The organism is Secundilactobacillus paracollinoides (assembly GCF_001702155.1).
In the GTDB taxonomy this organism is placed as follows: Bacteria; Bacillota; Bacilli; order Lactobacillales; family Lactobacillaceae; genus Secundilactobacillus; species Secundilactobacillus paracollinoides.
In genome coordinates this window covers 806875-822713 of the sequence record NZ_CP014912.1, presented here as the reverse complement: position 1 = coordinate 822713, position 15839 = coordinate 806875, and the positions used below count along the sequence as shown (strand labels likewise).

Sequence of the window (15839 nt, the reverse complement as noted above, 5' to 3'; positions counted from 1 at the left end):
TAGGGAGATGTCAAAATGAAGTTCAATAAACTTGTCAAAGTACTTGCAGGTGTGATGCTACTTGGGGGCGGTCTATTTATCGGCGCTAACCTCAATACTCCTGCCGCACAAACCACAACGGCACAGGCGAAGACTAAGAGTACCAAGGTCGTTAAGGTCACCTATAAGAAATTAGCCAAGAAGGCTTATCACGTGACAAAGGGAACTTTCTACAGCACCAGCAAGTTAACAAAGGCGAACCACTATGCTGTTCACTATAAGAACACAACATTCTACACTTCAGAACAGGGAACGGTTAAGCGTGCTAATGGCAAAAAGGCCATTTACTATTACGTCAAATCAAGTAATGGTAAGGTCAAGGGTTGGATTTGGCACAGCTATCTGATCAAGGGTAAAGCACCTGCTGCCAAGAAGACAACGACCACTACGTCAACGACAAAGACGCCAACAACTAGTACCACAACTAGCGGATCCACGACAACACCACAAGCACCGATTACATCTCTTGTCGGTGAATCTACTAGTTCATCAGACACTGAACAAGCAACTGTTAATGTTTATGGACCTTTGAGTCAAGGAAATAAGATTTTGGTTTCAGGCACTGTTGACTTTACTGCTGGAGCAACTGCCGCAAGTGTACTACAGACTTTATGTAACAATTCAGGAGTTTCAGTAAGTATTAGTGGAACAGGAACTTCGCTTTATGTTCGCGGTATTGATAATCTTTTTGAAAAAGACACGACTGCAACGAGTGGGTGGATTTATAGTGTTAATGGCACATTTCCAAGTTACAGTGCAGGTGCCTACAAAGTTCAAAGTGGAGATGTAGTTCAATGGATGTACACGGAGACGAAAGGCGATCGAGGCTGGACAGGTCAATAGGGAAAAAGCCGCACCTTGTCTTTGAACAACTGAATCCGTGGGTCACGTTCACCTATTACGTGGTGACGATTGCTTGCTCCATGATCTTCATTCAACCGATTTTTCTGCTGGTTGAACTGCTGCTCATTTTGGCCGTGAACTTTATGTCCAAGAGCAACAAACAGGTCTGGGGCGTGCTTGAGGGGAGTCTGTTTATGATGGCATTCATCATGATCTTGAATCCCCTGATCAACAACCGCGGGGCCCACGTGATCTGGTCCTTTGGTGGAACAGTCATTACCGTTGAAGCTGTGGTTTACGGCTTCATGATGGCCGTTTCGCTGATCATCGTCTTGTTGATTTTCATTTTCTACAACAAGATCCTGACCAGTCAAAAATTTATGTATTTATTCTCACGGATCTCACCGAAACTGACGCTGCTGACGATGATCACATTGCGGTTCGTCCCACTTTTCATTCGTCGGTTCAAAAATATCACCCAGGTCCAATCGCTTCGTGGTATCGACGTCAGTCAGGGGTCCGCACGCAAACGCAGTATTGGTGTCATGAAACTAATGGAAGTGTTGCTAGTAAGTTCCTTTAACAACGCGTTACAAACCGCTGATTCGATGAGCGCCCGCGGGTTTTCCAGCGGCGCTAAACGGTCCAGTTACCAGCGTTACCGGTTTACGAGCCAGGATGTGTTCTCGCTGTGCTGGTATCTGCCGCTAACCATCTTTTGTTTCTACATGGCGTCTAAGGGCGTCGGTCGGATGGTCGTTTACCCGTCACTCGGGACGGCTGGCCTGTCCGGGATGGGCATCGTCGTGTTAGTAGGTGTCATTCTTCTATATAGTTTTCCAATCATTTTAGAAGCATGGGAGTGGCTGTGGTGGAACTTATTAAAACTGTAGGCTTAAATTTTGAATACGCGTTAGCCGACCATAAGAGTCTAAACGACGTCAGCCTCAGCGTTGACAGCAGTGACTTTATCACCGTTGCCGGCAGCTCCGGCAGCGGCAAGACCACGCTGTTGCGCCAAATGAAGCCGGAACTCTGGCCGGTGGGCAAACGGACCGGGGAGATCTACTTCGAAGGTCAGAAGATCTCCAAGCTTTCCGCGGCCGACAGTGCCCAAAATATCGGGATGGTGTTTCAAAGCCCTGACGACCAGCTCGTGATGGACAACGTCATTCAAGAATTAGCCTTTTCATTAGAAAACATCGGGTTGCCGGCCAGCACGATTCAAAAACGAATCGCCGAACTGGTCAGCTTCCTTGGCCTGCAGGACATCCTGTACGAAAACGTGCAGAATTTGTCTGGCGGTCAAAAACAGATGGTCAACTTGGCTGCTGTGCTGATTCTCCGGCCGAAATTGTTGCTGCTGGACGAACCGACGGCGCAGTTGGACCCAATTGCCACCAAGGATTTTGTCTCGTTGCTGAAACGCATCCACGATGAACTCGGGATCGCCATCGTCATGAACGAACACGTGTTAGACGATGTCCTGCCGCTGTCCAACAAACTGTGGATCGTTAAGGACGGCGAACTGGCGTATTCTGGCGAGGTGAGTTCGGTTCTCAAACAACTGTGGGATGAACCAACCCTACGCAGTTTTGTGCCAGACGTGCCGTACATTTTCTTGAACACGGGTCTGACCGACAAGATGCCGCTGAAACAGTTGCCGCTGACGGTGGTTGCTGGCCGCGACGTGTTGCAGGAGACGCAGACCAAGTTCGACGAAAACTTAATTCAGCATGCCACCCATGATGATGCTGACGCGGTTGCCAAGATTTCCCACATTTCGTTTGAGTACGATAAAAACGGTTATTACGTTTTGGACGACGTGAATTTAACGGTGCATCAGAACGATTGGCTGGCGATTATCGGCAAGAACGGGACCGGAAAAACGACGCTGCTGAAGGTCATGATGGGGCTGTTGCCGGCACGGCGAGGGTCCGCTAAATTGCTGGGCAAACGGTTGAAGTCGTGGGAAAAGGATAAGGACACGTTCCACAAGGAAGTGGCCTACCTGTCCCAGACACCGTCTGAATATTTCAGTTATGATTCGATCACTGAAGAGTACGTCGAACACGGCAAACAGTTGGGATTGGATGATCCTGAAGATGCCGCAAAACGGATGCTTGAAGAGATGACCATCAGCCACATCGCGGGGCAGAACCCGCACGATGCCAGTGGTGGCGAGCAGCAGTTGATTGCGCTCGGACTCCTTTTGTTGTCACAGCCGAAACTATTGTTGCTGGACGAACCGACGAAGGGGTTGGATCCGATTCGGCGGATGGCGCTTGGCCGCATCCTGAAGAACCTGCAGACCGACCATGGGTTGACGATTATCATGGTCAGCCACGATATGACCTTTAGTGCTAAGTTCGCAAACCAGTGCGCGTTGCTGTTTGACGGCAAAGTCGTTTCCCAAGACGAACCGCATAAGTTCTTCGAGGAAAACTTCTTCTATACGACCACGATCAACCGGATGCTGCGGTATCAGCTGCCCGACGTGATCGACCGCGAGGAGGTCATTCAATGACAACCTTGATGCATCACATCAAACGAAATGGCGGTTACCTCATATCGCTTGCCGTCATGATCCTCTGCCTGGTCTGGATCGTCTACTTCAACGGCGACCAACATTACCTGATCTTGAGCTTTGCCTGCCTGGTGGTCAGCATGCTGCCATTTTACTGGCACTTTGAAAACCGGCAGTCAGAGGCGCGAGAAGTCGTGTTCATTGCTGTGCTGGTAACGATCGGTGCCCTTGGCCGGGTCGCACTGGCGGCCATTCCTGACGTGAAGCCCACCAGCTTTATCGTCATCATGGCCGGGTTAGTCCTCGGTCCAGAAGCGGGGTTCATTGTGGGCTCCACCTCTGCTATCGTTTCCAACATTTTTCTTGGGCAAGGGCCCTGGACACCCTGGCAAATGTTTGCCTGGGGCATGATGGGCGTCACCGCTGGGTTGATCCGCAACTTCAAATGGGCGCACAACCGGTACTACCTCGCCGCACTTGGAGTCGTTTACGGGTTTTTGTTCGGCTGGATCATGGATCTCTGGTACGCACTGGTCTACGTCTCGCCACTGACCCTTAAAACGTTCATTGCAGCCTATGTTGCCAGCTTTTACTTTGACCTGACTCACGGGATTACGACTGCTGTTTTGCTGTTTCTGTTCTATGAGTCCTGGTACCGGATCATTACGCGGTTTAAGTATAAGTATGGGTTGGGCGATGTGCAGGATCAGTTGGATAAGAGCGATTTCTAGTGGTGTTTGGGAATTGTCGGAACGCGTTTCAGCTATGTTGCCGAGAAAAACTGTTAAGTTCGCTGCATTGCGCGATTTGACACTCCGTCGTGGTGGCTCGCGATGGAGCTAACTCGATTTCCGCTGTGCGGCTCTCGAGTGGATCTTCATCGTCTCGCACATCAGTAACCGACCAAAGAACGGTCGCTAACTGATGTCGACACCACGACTCCGTGCCAAATCGCTCCATTCCGCTGACATTCTGCTAAATTTAGCTGTTTGTTAAACATCGAATGCCAGTCAAAGCTGGTTCCTAGAGAATCCGCCCTCGACTGCGTGATACCTTGTTTCAGCGAAGCTTGGTACAGTGTTAGTGGATGCGATAATGTCACTGACAGTTTCTAATGAATTGAATTTAATTTAAAGGATGGTCTCTGTGTATCATGCAGACCCATTCTTTTTGTTTTGACCGGCTTTAATTGTGAAGTAAAAAAACAATCCTCGCCATCGAAATCGACAGCGAGGATTGTTTTTTGATTTAAAAGTGAACGGTTTGTAAGACCAGTTGCACCGCTAAGATACCCAGGGTCAGGTAAACGATCATGTGCTGCATGCGCACATAGCGGTTATATTCCTTGTGCCGCTGTTCGTCTGACTTATGGGTAAAGTCTTCGGCCATCAGCACTTCGGCCTGCAGGAGGTCCGTATGCATCAGGTACATGGACAGCAGGGCAATCAAGTACTCGCGGTCATCACCGTCCGGCAATCGATTTGCCTGGTCGTGCACCACGTCCAGCTGATCCGTTGTCAGCGGCTCTTTTGGCATGTCCGTCATGAGGTATTCTGGCATGCTGGTGAGCTTTTGGTACTCCTGCCAGAGATTATGCACGATGGTGTTAAAGAACCGTCTCGGCAGCCAAATACGGTTGCTGGTAATCAACCTGCTTGTCAGCCACGCCAGCGACCCGAACAGCAGGATGAAAATGACCATGCTGATAATGTCCGTGACGTTGCTGGTCCCCACTAGGGTGATGTGCGCAATTGATGGCAGACAGGCAACGAGAATCGGAATGATGTATAGGCGCATCAACGCAAATGCCGTTTGGCTTCGGCCTTCTTGCGACTGCAATGACGTCCTGATCGCACTGAGATACTGCGTCATCATGGTAAACTGGCCCTCATAATCCTCATAGGACACGATCTGCTTGGCAAATATCCGCACAAAGTAGAAGGCGACTACTGCGTTGATGATCAACATAATCATGTTAAATTGAAATTGACTCATTGTGCCTCCCTTGGGTTTACATGTGGTTCTAAGTTCGTTGCATTGCGCGATTTGGCACTCCGCTGTGGTGGCTCGCGAATGAGCTAATTCGATTTCTGCTGCGCAGCTCTCGAATGGATCTCATTCGACTCGCATATCACTAGGTGGCCGAAACCCTCGCCCACCAAGTGATATCGGCACCACAACTCCGTGCCAAATCGCTCCATTTCACTGACCGTGAGCTAACTGCTAACAAGACATAAATACCGAAATACAGTCAAAACAAGTTTGTGGAGAATCCGCCCTCGACTGCGGTTATCCGATTGTCAGCGAATCTCTCTACGGTTGTTGTTCAGTGGGTTCGGGTCGATTGCGATGTGTAATGTCCTCAGAGTTGCCAATACCTTGAATGCTAGTCAACAGCAAGTATCAGCGCAGTGGAGCCGACCGGCGGAACGAAGCGGAAGATAGCTGCTATTTCAAGACACCAAGTGCAGACATCTGAGCGCCGATCCGCTCGCCCCATTCCGCATGGGTGCGGTGGGCGAGTTCGTTGACGATGAAGTCGGGTTGGACGCAATCGACGACTTGTTGGATGGCGGGGTCCTCGAATGGCAGGTGCATGTCAATCTTGCCGATGCGGTCGTAGACTTGGGCGAACTGGTCGAGGTAGGACGCGTCCTTGTTAAACGGTAGGTCCTTGGCCACTTCAGCGAAGTAACCGGCCCGTGTTTTAACGCTGCAGTTGATGTGCATCCCCTTGATATAGGGGAGAATCTCAGCGTTGTTGGATAACACGTGCAGGATGTAGTCGCTGGCTTCTTTTTGCGTCGTCAGCTCCAGATTCGTATTTGTCAGGTGGCCGGTGTCGAGCACGATGCCGACGTTTGGCACTTTGACGGCGTCCAATAGGGTCGTTGGGAAATCCGTATCCAGCAGATCCATACCGCCGATGGTCAGGTTTTCAAATAAGAAATCGTAATCCATCACGTCATGGTAGCGGTCGTACAGTGTGTTGACGAAATCAATCGTGTCGTCCAGAATGCGCTGTTGCTTGGCCGGATCGGTGTGCAGCGCGTCGAAGTGGTACAGCTCATCTAACGTTGTGTCGCCCACGTGATAAACGACGTACTTGACGCCCAGCTCGTGTGCTTTAGTCAGCTGCTGACCGTAAACGTCGATGAGGCCTTCCTTGTCCTTTGCTTGGTAAAATTGCGTCCAAGCATCCTCGGACCCAAATTCGGTCATGAGGGCGTCATGGTTGTTTTCCCACAGCGGCATCCAGGTGGGATAAAAACTTAAATGCAGACCCTGCACCATATCTGGTTTGATTTTTGGCGACACATCGTTGCCCACCAGGATGCCTTCGACGCCCTGGCAGTTGTATTGTGTGTAGAAGTCCCGTAGTGCCTGTTCGCTATCGAATTCATCGACCGATTGGCGGTTTAGGGGCATGTTGATTAGATAGTCCATGGTTTTCTTCTTTCATACTTTTGGGTTGCGTGGTGGTTTTAAAACTTTCTTGGCTACCACGCCGAAACGCGTTTCGGGAAACTGAGACCGGCCGCGTAAGGGAACTTAGTGGTAAATCCAGAACCGTGATTTACCACTAAGTTCCCTTACGCTCTGGTCTCACCCGTTTCCCTTCACGCTCTAAATTATACCCTAACCCACCCTCAATTTAACCCCTTACATTGGGATAATGACTTGCTTGCGACAAAGTGAGCGACTATGCTACAATTTTACTAACGAGTTGAGAAGTAACGGTAGTCGGCGAAGTAAAACCATTAACCGACGCTTAAAATTAAGGAGTTTATGATGTTAAAAAAGCAACTGGTGTCGCTGGGTATCGTGTCGTGGGTCTTGTTTTCCGTTGTTAATCTGCTAATGTCGTCAAAATTTGTTAAACTAGGTCAACAGGTGACGACAAGTGATATTATGAAGTCACTCATTATTTCAGCGGTGCTCTACTTCGTGCCAATTGTGATCGGTGCGATGGGGCATAACGCTGGCTACTATGTATTAGCGTTGGTCATTATCATTTATTCGGTCGGGCTGATCAATGTCATTTTAACCATGTTTTATGGCAGCAGTGCGAATATGACGATTAAAGCGCTGATGATCTTTGCCGGCATCGCCGTCCTTGTGTTCAACGGGTACTGGATGATCCTTGCCTTTCGATACCGGCATAGTCTGGATAATGTGCGCGACGAAAAGAAGTATCAGGAATTGAAACGACAACAGGAACAACAAAAATAATAATCGAGGTCTAATATGGATATTGCGGTAGCAGACTTTATTGAAAAGGTAGAAACAGAACAGGTCACGAGCCAAACGTTTGAGATCACGCGGGGTGCGCTGGACCAGCAGGGCGACAAGGCGGTACTGACACCGATCGTTGAATTCGTTGCGGAAACGGTGAAGAAGGGGGAGCTGGCGTCAGCAATCCTCTCCTTTACGGATGCCGAAATCGAATTTCGCTTGGAGACCAGCATCATCAACCTGCCATTGCGGTACGTGAACACCATCAAAAAGATGTTGTCTGACGAAGACGATATGGCGGTCAACATTTACAGTGTGCTGGAGTCGCCAGATGTGAACCAGTCGTCATTGCGCATCGATAAGGTGGCCTCTGTGGACGATTTTCAGGCGCATCAGGATGTCATGGCAGAATCCATTGGCGAGTGGCTAGATACGCAGTTAGCTGCGATTAAGACCAACGAAGAACATCGGGCTGAAACGGATGCCTTGAAGGCCAAGGAAGAGACTGAGTCTGACAAGAAACCGGCTAAGAAGACAGCCGCTAAAAAGACTGCAAAGAAGACCACGAAAAAGGAATCTTAGTGAAGTTTAGCTTCACAAGGGTGACGAAACGTGGTACTCTGGTTTTATGCGATGAGTCGAGAATAATCACGTCGTCAGTAATGACGGTCTGCGCAAGCGGCTAGGTGATTTTCTGGCAGCGGGCACGATTTTCCCACCGTATTTGTGGGTGCCATGGTTCAAAGGAAATGTGGATTTCTGAGAACTCACTTAGCGATAAGGGGCTGCGTTTGATCCTCACAACCAGTTTACTGGCTGTGAGGATTTTTTTTGCGCTCATTTAGTTCAGTTGTATCTGTCCGTTGCATTGCGCGATTTGGCACTCCGCAGTGGTGGCTCGCGAATGAGCTAATTCGATTTCTGCTGCGCAGCTCTCGAATGGATCTCATTCGACTCGCATATCACTAGGTGGCCGAAGACCTCGCCCACCAAGTGATATCGACACCACAGCTCCGTGCCAAATCGCTCCATTCCACTGACTGTGAATCTACTGTTGACCACAGTTAAGTATCGAAATGCAGTCAAAACTAGTTCGTAGAGAATCCGCCCTCGACTGCTAATACGCTCATCGTCAGCTAATCTCTCTGTGTTGGTCGTGTTTCTATCAATTAAGATGGGTAGATTTAGTCACTCCGAAGGTCATGATTGTAAAATCTAAGACAGTGTTGGTGAATGTTAGCCGGTTTTACGATGTTGCCCAGTGAACCAATATAACTTTACCAGCAAGTATCAGCGTAGTGGAGCCGGTCGGCCCTGCAGGCAGTAGTGTCGGTGGTTGTTGGCGAGGGTTTTGTCCTCGCCTACAACCACGGGAGACGGAGGAGATCCTTGAATTTCTGCCAAGAAATTCAATAGCTCCGGAGCGACCCACTACAGCCTGCAGGGCCGACCGGCGGACGGAGCGAAAGCTACGTACTAAATAATTACTTTCTCATAATACAAAGCAAAATATTTAGCAGAAAAAAGGGTTGACACAACGACAAAATGAGAGTTAAATTAGAACCAATCTCATATTAGGCGATGACGAGAAGAGTAAGTTGCGTGAACTTGTTAAGAGAGCTGTGCATGGTGAAATGCAGCCTGGTTCAACGACTGAAGATGATCTCAGAGCCTGATTCGGGGTCCACGGGCTACCGAATCCGTCAGCAATCGATACCTTGCAGGAGTCTCCTCATTTTTGAGGGTACTTTTCAAGGCTTGAATTGTGAGATTCAAGTAAATTTCAGGTGGTAACGCGAAACCTTCGTCCCGATACAGTAGGGGCGGAGGCTTTTTCTATTTCTAGGAGGTCTTCGCATGACAAAAAAACAACATATTGAAACCATTCTTGCGCAAGCAGGAAATCGTTCAGACGACGAAAAAACGGGTGCCGTTTCGACACCGCTATACTTTTCAACTGCATACCGTCACGCAGGGTTAGGCCAGTCGACGGGGTACGATTATTCACGAGAAACCAATCCAACGCGTGATCAGCTCCAACAAGCGATCGCAAAGTTGGAAAACGGCGACACGGCGTTTGCGCTGAGTTCTGGGATGGCGGCCATTCAGTTGGTCTTCACTCAGTTCAAGAGTGGCGAAGAAATTGTTGTTTCTGATGACCTCTACGGCGGCTCATTTCGGTTCTTTGATCTGTTGACCGATAACTACGGCTTGAAGTTCGATCTCTGGGATGGTCAGGATTACGACCGGTTGGCTGAACTGACACGCCATGCCACAACAAAGGGCATTTGGTTAGAAACACCATCGAACCCAACGATGAAGATCATTGACATTCATAAAACGGCTGAAGTGGCCCACCAAAATGGGGTCAAAGTCATCGTGGATAACACCTTCTACACGCCGTTGCTGCAACAACCACTCAACGAAGGTGCCGATATCGTGGTCCACAGTGCCACCAAGTACCTGAGCGGGCACAACGACATTTTAGCCGGCGCGGTCGTCTGTAAAAACCAAGACGACGCGGACTTGCTTGACCGTAATTTAACAACCACGGGCGCCGTCTTAGATCCATTTGATTGCTGGTTGTTGCTCCGTAGTTTGAAGACCTTACCGCTGCGTTTGGCACAACACGAACGCAACGCAAAGGCCATCGTGGCTGATCTGGAAAAGAACACAGCCGTTGAAAAAGTCCTGTATCCCGGTCACGGCGGCATGATCAGTTTCTACGTCCGTGATGAAAGCTGGGTCAACACGATTTTGCAGAACCTGGAAATCATTTCCTTTGCCGAAAGTTTGGGCGGGGTCGAAAGTCTACTGACCGTGCCAGCCATCCAAACGCATAAGGATCTCTCCGTTGCTGAACGGGAAGCTAAGGGGATCACGAAGAACCTCTTACGCTTATCCGTGGGGATTGAAAACAGCAACGATTTAATTGACGATTTGAACCATGCCATTTCAGTGGCAGCTAAAAACACGATCAAGACCACAAACTAGGGGGAATTCACATGAGCCTATCAGATTTTTCAGATGCAACAAAGGTCATTAAAACAACGACGAAACCAGACCCAGCTACGGGTGCCTTGAACCCGCCGATTCAACTCTCTTCCACCTTTGAACAAAAGGATTTGGACCACTTTGGCAAGTACGATTACACGCGGAGCGGCAACCCGACCCGGGACGTGCTGGAAGACAGCATTGCTGAACTCGAACACGGGACGCGCGGGTTTGCGTTCGCAACCGGGATGGCAGCCATCTCAACCGCTTTTTTGACCTTACATCAGGGCGACCACGTCATCGTGACGAGTGACGTTTATGGCGGGACGTTCCGTCTAGTAACCGAACTGTTGCCCAACTACGGCATCGAATATGATTTCGTTGACTGTAATGACCCAGCAGCCCTGGAGGCGGCGTTCAAGTCAAACACCAAGGTGGTTTACATCGAGACACCCGCAAACCCAACCTTAAAGGTGACGGATATTCGCCAGGTGGTCGAGATTGCGCACAAACATGATGCGTTAGTCTTTGCTGATAACACGTTCATGACGCCAATTTTCCAAAAGCCATTGGATCTGGGTGTTGACCTTGTGTTGCATAGCGGCACCAAGTTCTTGGCTGGTCATTCTGACATTTTGGCTGGGTTGATCGTGACAAAAACCAAGGAACTTGGCGACGCTGTCTACTTCATTCAAAACGCAATGGGCGCAACGCTTGGCATTAGTGACTGCTGGTTACTGTTGCGGGGTATCAAGACACTGGGTATTCGGGTCAAGGCCGAAGCCAGCAATGCGTTAGCCCTCGCCAAATGGTTTGAAGACCAACCCATCGTTGAAAAGGTCGACTACCCTGGTCTGGATGATTTCGAGGGCCACGATGTGCAATTCAGCCAAGCAACGTCTGGCGGCGCGGTCCTGTCGTTTGACATTGGGACTGAAGACAACGTGCGCAAACTGGTCAAGGAACTCAAGATTCCTGTCTTCTCCGTTTCTTTGGGCGCTGTGGAATCAATCATTTCCTACCCGCCAAAGATGTCTCACGCTGAACTGACTGCCGACGAACGCCACGAACGCGGTATCGGCGACGGCTTGCTGCGGCTTTCCGTTGGTGTTGAAGACGTGGATGATCTGAAGGCTGACTTTGCGCAGGCGTTTGCGAAGATTGCTGCTGGCGAGAAGGCTGGCAGTCCGGTTGGTCGGTAAGGTTTGGGTAGTTGCTGAACCGTAGTTATTTCTATTAGATTTGGGTTTAATGAATAAAGTCTGAGAAGCTGGCATCGGTTGGTGCTGGCTTTTTGTTTTTGGTTTAAAAATGATTGGCTTTTTAGGCAGCGGTACCGAAATGTGTTCCAGGAGGCACAGGGCTAACGTGTAAGAGACTCTGGTCTAGAAGTCAGGCCCGGACTTTTGTGTGTTTTGTCAGCCGGATGAGTATGGCTTCAGCTTTCTTGGCGACGGAGACTAAACGTGTTCCGCAAGGCGAGACCAGGCACGGGGCTAACGTGTAAGGGACTCTGACCAAAAAGTCAGGCCCGGACTTTTCGGTCAGAGTCCCTTACACACCGCCCCTAGACCGCCTTGCTCCACACTCTGGCCTTGACTTAGAGCCCCCTCTAAGTGCTTTACTATAAGATGTACAAAAACGACGGGTACAGGTACCCGCCCAGAGGAGGTTATTATGAGAGACTTTAGTTTTAAAAACGCGACCGATATTCGGTTTGGTAAGGATCACATTGACGCCGAATTACACGATGCTGTTGCTCAATTTGGGAACAACGTGCTGTTCATTTACGGTGGGCACTCGATTCAAAAATCTGGGCTGTATGACCGCGTTAAAGGGTTGTTGAATGACCTTAACGTTGTTGAACTTGGTGGGGTTGAACCCAATCCTAAAATCAGTTCTGTTCGCGACGGTCAGAAATTGGCGCAGGACAACAACGTTGACGTTATCTTAGCCGTTGGTGGCGGTTCTGTTATCGATGCTGCGAAAGTGATTTCTTCAGCTAAGTTCTATAACGGCGATGCTTGGGACCTGGTTGTTAACGCCAATGGTGCCGACAGTTACAAGCTGGATGAAGTGCCGATCGTCGACATCTTAACGCTGTCCGCCACTGGGACTGAAATGAACCATAACGCGGTCATCTCAAACCCTGAGATCAACGAAAAAATTGGGACGCGCGTTCCAGAGACGCCTGCCATTTCCTTCCTTGACCCAGAATTGACTGAAACTGTGCCAGCGCGTCAGACCGCTGCGGGTTCCATCGACATCATGAGTCATTTAACGGAACAGTATTTTGACCGTGACGACGCCAACGATGTGTCGAAGGGCATGATCGAAGGCTTGATGCGGACAGTAATCAAGTGGGCGCCCGTTGCCATTAAGAACCCTTCGAACTACGATGCCCGCGCTAATCTGATGTGGTCATCAACCATGGCCTTAAACGGCATTGTGAGTGTCGCTAACGTCACTGGTTGGACGGTTCACCCGCTGGAACACGAACTGTCAGCCTACTATGACATCACGCACGGTATCGGCTTAGGCATTCTGACGCCCCGCTGGATGAAGCAGGTCATCGAAGACGAAACGACCTTGCCATTATTTGCCCGTTTAGCACGTATCGTTTGGCATTTGACCGGCGACGACGACCTGACACTGGCTAAGCAGGCCATTCAAAAGACCTACGAATGGAACGCATCGCTTGGTGCTGAAATGACGTTGCCTGAAGTCGGCATCAGCGACGACAGCAAGTTTGACGTTATGGCCAAGGCTGGTGTCGAAGAAGGTCAGTTGGAAACGGCTGGGTATATTAAGTTGACGCCGGCGGATGTTGTGGCAATCTATCAGGATTCAATGACACCGGAGATGTTTTAAAAACTACAAAATTAACATTGTCATTCCCCAATGATATTGCGTTGCTCACCCAACTATTCATCTGAATAGAGTAACGTTGTGTTAGACTAAAAAGACCAAGTTCAACAGCTCGTTGAACTTGGTCTTTTTCTTTTTAGTGCGATTGACTTTCCTGAACAAGCCCATCGAAAAAGTGCTTCAGTGACGTCTTACCACCGGAAGCTCTGTCACCTTGCAAAAATTGTGCTTCAGTTCGAACGTTTTTGTAATCAAAAAGTGCGTTGGCGTATTCTACGACAAGCTCATCACCCATATCATCAAGCATCAGGTTGGCGAGATTGCTGAGTCCCGTTTTGATGGCGCGTCGGATGCGTTGAAAAAGAATTTTCTTTTCGTGCTCATCAATGTGGTACTGACTATTGAAATCAATGTCACGAAATGCGATGTTCTGTTCTAACATAATTTGACTGATTGCAAGAATGTCCGAAGAACCTGCTTCAGACGTGATACCAAAAAAACGCAGAATCGAAAGCATTTTTTCCTTTTCCGTTTCGTATTGGTTTATTGGAGGTGTCGTTGCAATATTGACGCCGCCAACTAAGGATTGAATATCATTGAGCTTTGACGTTATTTGAATGTTTTGAATGACTTTTTCAATCACTGTTTTGACCTCGATAACGTTGATCGGTTTATCGATAAAGAACTCAATGCCAGCTTCGTAAGCCTGAGCTCGTAGTTGACTGTCACGCACCTGCGAAATCATAACGAATCGTAGCTGACTTTTAAGCTGCTTTAGACGTTTGATCAGGTCGATGCCAGAAATCTCCGGCATCAAAAGATCCACCAGAACGATGTCAACATTGAGCATCATAATTTCGGATAAAGCCTGTTTAGCGTTAGGTGCGGTCCCAACAACAGTATTATCAGCATTTTGTTCCAAAATTTGTGTCAGGATCATTGGGATGGATGGGTCGTCATCAACGATGTAGAAGTTCATGCAGTTGCCTCCTGAAGTAAACGTTGTTTGTTAAAAGTGACCTTGAAGTTAGTGCCTTGGCCCAATTTCGAAGCAACTTCTATGGTTCCGTCAAACTGTTCTTGCACAATAATTTTAACATGAGAGAGTCCAATGCCACGATAGACATCGCCGGTATCCTCGTTAAATTTGGTGGTGAAGCCTGGTTGGAATATCATGGCCATGGTTTTAGCATCCATACCTGACCCGTTATCACTAATGTTGACGATGATGTTGTCACCAGCATCTTCAGCAGTCACTCTGACGAGACCGTTAGTCTTATTTTGAAGGGCATCGATACTATTAAAAATTAAATTAGAAATGACAGAGACAACGTAATAATGATTGGGCACCACCAACTCAACATCATTTTGAACGTTGATGACAATGTTTTGCTGACGATCTTTAATCGTGACTCGAATATAACTAGTGACAACTCGTAAAATGTCAGTGAATTTCATTGCAGTTTCTTCACCATCATCAAAATAATCACCAAGTCCGCGAATTACATTTTGATAATCCTTTTTAATTTCATGAACATCACGAGCAATTGATAATGCCATATCACGATTTTTGGGGTCAACACTTTCATCTTGAAGATTCTGATTTAGCAGATAGGCATTCTTCATGACATTTTCAATTTCACTGATGTTTTTCTTCATGAAGTACACCTCACTTTTAACTGAGGCGGCAATCCAAACGAAATGATAGTAGCGCTGCTCGTGGCTATCTTCGCGCATCATTAATGTAAAGTGATGGTACAGGAAAGCGAGTAAACAACTACATAGGCTTCGAACGAGTGCGACGATAAATAATAGCTGGAATAATTGATAACTGTAGTGTGCAAAGTGTGTTAGAAGACTTGCTTCTAATAGGTTAGACACGTAGTCGCAGACAACAATCGTGAAGAAAAAGGAGCTGTTGTTCCATTGGCCTCGACGCCAATAGAGTAAGTAATAAAGGGCACCGTAGCATAAATAAAAAGCAATATCGGTCATGATAAATGTCAGAATTTGATCCTGCGAACCATCGTGACTAATAAATAAGAGAATACCTCGAAATATTGGTGAAGCAAAGGCAATTGCCAGCATGAGTTGAATTGGATTTAAATCGGCATTGAAATAAAGAAAAATCGGCATGATCAACGGTGATAGTGCAAGTATAAAACCGGGTGCGTATGTTTGAAAATTCACTTGTGAGGCAAGTGCAATACAAACTGCTGCAATTAGGATGCGTTGCCACCTTCCATAGTTGATAAAACGCGTCTGTTTAAACAAAAAAATACCCCCATGAGATTATTTGAGCAACTTCTTGAAGCATTTTGAAGATTTATGA

The 15839-nt window shown here is 48.2% G+C and carries 13 protein-coding genes; 9 read left to right on the top strand and 4 right to left on the bottom strand.

The window, feature by feature from the left end; translation table 11 throughout:
- Positions 1 to 15 precede the first annotated feature (15 nt).
- Genes AYR61_RS03355 through AYR61_RS03340 form a run of 4 tightly spaced genes read left to right on the top strand, consistent with a single transcriptional unit; the run spans position 16 to position 4140 of the window.
- The gene (locus tag AYR61_RS03355) at positions 16 to 882 is read left to right on the top strand and encodes a DUF4430 domain-containing protein (protein ID WP_065901674.1); all 867 of its coding nucleotides are present in this window, start codon (positions 16 to 18) and stop codon (positions 880 to 882) included.
- Entirely contained in the window at positions 834 to 1775 is a 942-nt protein-coding gene (locus tag AYR61_RS03350; protein WP_082409401.1) for an energy-coupling factor transporter transmembrane component T, read from the top strand. Before AYR61_RS03355 ends, AYR61_RS03350 begins: the two co-directional genes overlap by 49 nt.
- Entirely contained in the window at positions 1754 to 3409 is a 1656-nt protein-coding gene (locus AYR61_RS03345) for an ABC transporter ATP-binding protein (protein WP_083215459.1), read from the top strand. Before AYR61_RS03350 ends, AYR61_RS03345 begins: the two co-directional genes overlap by 22 nt.
- Entirely contained in the window at positions 3406 to 4140 is a 735-nt protein-coding gene (locus tag AYR61_RS03340) for an ECF transporter S component (protein WP_318529577.1), read from the top strand. Before AYR61_RS03345 ends, AYR61_RS03340 begins: the two co-directional genes overlap by 4 nt.
- A 517-nt stretch (positions 4141 to 4657) precedes the next feature.
- Here AYR61_RS03340 and AYR61_RS03335 read toward each other — a convergent pair.
- On the bottom strand, positions 4658 to 5404 hold the full coding sequence (locus tag AYR61_RS03335; protein ID WP_065901670.1) for a hypothetical protein: 747 nt from the start codon (positions 5402 to 5404) through the stop codon (positions 4658 to 4660).
- A 453-nt stretch (positions 5405 to 5857) separates the two neighbouring features.
- Positions 5858 to 6856 (bottom strand): apurinic/apyrimidinic endonuclease family protein, encoded by a 999-nt coding sequence (locus AYR61_RS03330; protein ID WP_054712277.1) that lies wholly within the window; start codon positions 6854 to 6856, stop codon positions 5858 to 5860.
- 342 nt (positions 6857 to 7198) lie between these two features.
- Here AYR61_RS03330 and AYR61_RS03325 point away from each other — a divergent pair, with 342 nt between their 5' ends.
- The 5 genes from AYR61_RS03325 (at position 7199) to AYR61_RS03305 (ending at position 13510) form a co-directional block, all read left to right on the top strand.
- Positions 7199 to 7642 (top strand): hypothetical protein, encoded by a 444-nt coding sequence (locus AYR61_RS03325; RefSeq protein WP_156319391.1) that lies wholly within the window; start codon positions 7199 to 7201, stop codon positions 7640 to 7642.
- A 15-nt stretch (positions 7643 to 7657) separates the two neighbouring features.
- Positions 7658 to 8227, top strand: coding sequence for a hypothetical protein (locus AYR61_RS03320; protein WP_054712279.1), 570 nt, complete (start codon positions 7658 to 7660; stop codon positions 8225 to 8227).
- A gap of 1275 nt (positions 8228 to 9502) precedes the next feature.
- Positions 9503 to 10639: an aminotransferase class I/II-fold pyridoxal phosphate-dependent enzyme gene (locus tag AYR61_RS03315; RefSeq protein ID WP_065901668.1), complete on the top strand. Its 1137-nt coding sequence runs from the start codon at positions 9503 to 9505 to the stop codon at positions 10637 to 10639.
- An 11-nt stretch (positions 10640 to 10650) separates the two neighbouring features.
- Positions 10651 to 11841 carry an aminotransferase class I/II-fold pyridoxal phosphate-dependent enzyme gene (locus AYR61_RS03310; RefSeq protein WP_056987297.1) on the top strand — a complete coding sequence of 397 codons (1191 nt, stop codon included), beginning with the start codon at positions 10651 to 10653 and terminating at the stop codon, positions 11839 to 11841.
- A 475-nt stretch (positions 11842 to 12316) separates the two neighbouring features.
- Entirely contained in the window at positions 12317 to 13510 is a 1194-nt protein-coding gene (locus AYR61_RS03305) for an iron-containing alcohol dehydrogenase (RefSeq protein WP_054711834.1), read from the top strand.
- Positions 13511 to 13643: 133 nt separating this feature from the next.
- Here the strand turns inward: AYR61_RS03305 and AYR61_RS03300 are convergent, their stop codons facing one another.
- Both AYR61_RS03300 and AYR61_RS03295 read right to left on the bottom strand, forming a co-directional pair.
- Positions 13644 to 14486: a DNA-binding domain-containing protein gene (locus AYR61_RS03300; protein WP_065901666.1), complete on the bottom strand. Its 843-nt coding sequence runs from the start codon at positions 14484 to 14486 to the stop codon at positions 13644 to 13646.
- Positions 14483 to 15781 (bottom strand): sensor histidine kinase, encoded by a 1299-nt coding sequence (locus tag AYR61_RS03295; protein ID WP_054711836.1) that lies wholly within the window; start codon positions 15779 to 15781, stop codon positions 14483 to 14485. Before AYR61_RS03295 ends, AYR61_RS03300 begins: the two co-directional genes overlap by 4 nt.
- Between the last annotated feature and the right edge of the window lie 58 nt (positions 15782 to 15839).